Consider the following 2,706-nt stretch of genomic DNA (forward strand, 5'->3'; position numbering starts at 1 on the left):
GAGCAGCAGGAGCAGCAGGAAATTAGCGCACGTGAAAACGAAGAGGATGGATTGTAAAGAGGGCATTTGACCCCATATTTTATTTTTCGCCTGCGCCGTGGCGAAGGAGAGTCAGGGCGCTGTTTAATGTTCTGCCTCAGTTTGCACTCATCAATGCAAGCATCAGGACGATTTTTTGGTATAATTCATCTACTTAACTCCGGCTTATAGGACGAACTGTGAAATATTTGCTGATTTTTTTAGTGGTTCTAGCGATTTTCGTCATCTCTGTCACTCTTGGCACCCACAACAATCAGGTGGTGACCTTTAACTACCTGCTGGCACAGGGCGAGTTCCGAATTTCTACGCTGCTGGCATCGCTGTTTGCGGTCGGTTTTCTACTGGGCTGGGCAATTTGCGGCCTGTTCTGGCTGCGCGTGCGGGTTTCGCTGGCGCATGCTGAGCGTAAGCTCAAACGAATTAAGCAGCAGCTGGGTACGGCTGAAAGCAACGTGACATTGTCACAGTATCCTGCCGTCAAGGAATAATACTTCATGCTAGAGCTGCTCTTTCTGTTACTTCCCATCGCCGTCGCTTATGGCTGGTACATGGGGCGCAGAAGTGTGCAACAGGATAAGCAACAGAAAGCCAGCCGCTTGTCACGTGATTATGTCACTGGGGTGAACTTCCTGCTTTTTAACCAGCAGGACCAGGCTGTTGACCTGTTTCTCGACATGCTAAAAGAGGATAGCGGCACGGTTGAAGCACACCTAACCCTCGGTAACCTTTTCCGTTCGCGTGGCGAAGTTGACCGCGCAATTCGTATCCACCAAGCACTGATGGAAAGCGCTTCTCTGACCTACGATCAACGCCTGCTGGCGATTCAACAGCTGGGTCGTGACTATATGGCTGCCGGTTTTTACGACCGCGCGGAACAGATGTTTGGTCAGCTGATCGATGAAACTGATTTTCGCGTGAGCGCTCTGCAGCAGCTGCTGGTGATCCATCAGGCAACCAGCGACTGGCCTAATGCGATTGAAATCGCTGAGCGGCTGGTGAAGTTGGGTAAAGATCGCCTGCGCATGGAAATCGCCCATTTCTACTGCGAGCTGGCGCTGCAGGCAATGGGCAGTGATGACCTTGACCGTGCAATGAACCTGCTGAAAAAAGGGAACTCTGCCGATTGCAACAGCGCCCGCGTCTCTATCATGATGGGGCGCATTTATATGGCGAAAGGCGAGTACGCGAAAGCGGTAGCGCACCTGCAGCGGGTTATCAAGCAGGACAAAGAATTGGTGAGCGAGACGCTGGAAATGCTTGAAAGTTGTTATCAACACATGGAGCAACCGCAGGCGTGGGCCAACTATCTGAGTCGCTGCGTCGAAGAGAACACCGGGGCGTCAGCCGAGCTTTACCTTGCTGGCATCCTCGATCGGGAAGAGGGCGCGGAAGCCGCGCAAACCTACATCACCCTTCAGCTTCAGCGGCATCCAACCATGCGGGTGTTCCATCGTCTGATGGACTTTAATTTACAGGAAGCTGAAGATGGCCGTGCGAAAGAGAGCCTGATGGTGTTGCGTGAGATGGTGGGCGAACAGATCCGCACCAAGCCACGCTATCGCTGTTATAAATGCGGGTTTACCGCCCATGCGCTTTACTGGCACTGTCCGTCCTGCCGCGCTTGGTCATCAGTCAAACCTATTCGCGGGCTGGACGGCCATTAGTTCTCTTAACAATCTGTCAGGAACTGAACTCCTGATTGTCTGGATATCGATCCCTGCTATGTAGAGGCTGCCCCATTCCCACCCGAATGAGATGTTCAAGCCGGAAGTGAAGCGTGTCGCGGTGCGCGGCGAAGTCAGGGGCTTCAATAATCGATATTTCAGCACGGAGCTGGCGACGGTTGAAGGTGAAGAGGTTCGCGTCTGCTTTGATATTCATGATCCGCACAGCGTCATTGTGCGTCGTATGGATGGCTCCTGGGTGTGCGATGCCATCTGGGACGGCAACAAAGTGGATGCATTCCCTAAACCGTATGTTGAAGCACTCTAGGAAAAACGCACCAAACGCCGCCGTGAGCGCGTTCTGGCTAAGCTGTGCGAGATTGAGGCGGAGAGCACGCCAGTGCTTGAGCATAAACAGGATAGTGTTATTCCGCTGGTGCTGCCGGGATCGGCTGGTGATGATTTTGATGATGAAGATGATGGACTTGTATTCACCTCGGCGGCACAGTGCCTCCGGGCAATGGGTGAAAAATAAGGGGTATAAAATGAGACAGGCAATTATTGATAAAGAACCAGAAGTAATTGAATACACTGTTATGCAGCATGGCGTTATCGAAATTGAGGGGCTTAAATATCTGGCAGCTCCACTTGCCACCCTTGATGGTTAAGAGATTGAATCGCCTCTTCTGAGAGCGCCCAACCATGAATGTCAGAACGAACTATCCCTTTGATGCTGCGGTTGTTCGTAGGTTTAGGTATGAAAATGCAGTTTTTGTCGTGTTGTTAACCGGAAAGCCATTCTTCAGGCACACTGATCCGGCTCAGGCATCCGCAGCCATCGCTTTTTCTCCATTCCCGGCTTCTCCGGCTTTTTCCGCGTCTGCATCTGCAGGGCTTCATACACCAGAGGCAGCAGCGATCCCCGTTTACGGTTGGCCAGAAAGCCGGAGTAGCGCACCATCTTAAAATGCCGCGCTGGAACGTGGCTGATATAGCGCCCGAT

At 52.2% G+C, this 2,706-nt stretch carries 5 protein-coding genes and 1 pseudogene; 5 read left to right on the plus strand and 1 reads right to left on the minus strand.

Annotated elements, in window-relative coordinates:
• The first annotated feature begins 218 nt into the window (after nucleotides 1-218).
• The 5 genes from BBW68_RS10395 to BBW68_RS20225 all read left to right on the plus strand — a co-directional run bounded on the left by BBW68_RS10395 (nucleotide 219) and on the right by BBW68_RS20225 (nucleotide 2,371).
• A complete protein-coding gene (locus tag BBW68_RS10395; RefSeq protein WP_070135304.1) occupies nucleotides 219-527 on the plus strand; it encodes a LapA family protein in 309 nt (102 codons plus the stop codon).
• A 6-nt stretch (nucleotides 528-533) separates the two neighbouring features.
• A complete protein-coding gene (gene lapB, locus BBW68_RS10400) occupies nucleotides 534-1,703 on the plus strand; it encodes a lipopolysaccharide assembly protein LapB (RefSeq protein WP_070135305.1) in 1,170 nt (389 codons plus the stop codon).
• A 91-nt stretch (nucleotides 1,704-1,794) separates the two neighbouring features.
• Nucleotides 1,795-2,031 (plus strand): Mu transposase C-terminal domain-containing protein, encoded by a 237-nt coding sequence (locus BBW68_RS10405; RefSeq protein WP_070135306.1) that lies wholly within the window; start codon nucleotides 1,795-1,797, stop codon nucleotides 2,029-2,031.
• Between the two features lie 72 nt (nucleotides 2,032-2,103).
• Nucleotides 2,104-2,238, plus strand: coding sequence for a hypothetical protein (locus tag BBW68_RS20220; RefSeq protein WP_261791534.1), 135 nt, complete (start codon nucleotides 2,104-2,106; stop codon nucleotides 2,236-2,238).
• Nucleotides 2,239-2,248: 10 nt separating this feature from the next.
• The gene (locus tag BBW68_RS20225; RefSeq protein ID WP_261791533.1) at nucleotides 2,249-2,371 is read left to right on the plus strand and encodes a hypothetical protein; all 123 of its coding nucleotides are present in this window, start codon (nucleotides 2,249-2,251) and stop codon (nucleotides 2,369-2,371) included.
• Nucleotides 2,372-2,505: 134 nt separating this feature from the next.
• On the opposite strand, the pseudogene BBW68_RS20350 reads toward BBW68_RS20225, so the two are convergent.
• Nucleotides 2,506-2,706, minus strand: a pseudogene (locus BBW68_RS20350) (IS91 family transposase); the annotation flags it as partial.

The sequence above is a fragment of the Candidatus Erwinia dacicola genome, assembly GCF_001756855.1.
Taxonomy (GTDB): domain Bacteria; phylum Pseudomonadota; class Gammaproteobacteria; order Enterobacterales; family Enterobacteriaceae; genus Erwinia; species Erwinia dacicola.

Excerpts from the sequence above, each read along its gene's own strand:
- lapB (WP_070135305.1), top strand. The coding sequence starts at position 534 with ATGCTAGAGCTGCTCTTTCTGTTACTTCCCATCGCCGTCGCTTATGGC.
- BBW68_RS10405 (WP_070135306.1), top strand. The coding sequence starts at position 1,795 with ATGTTCAAGCCGGAAGTGAAGCGTGTCGCGGTGCGCGGCGAAGTCAGG.
- BBW68_RS20225 (WP_261791533.1), top strand. The coding sequence starts at position 2,249 with ATGAGACAGGCAATTATTGATAAAGAACCAGAAGTAATTGAATACACT.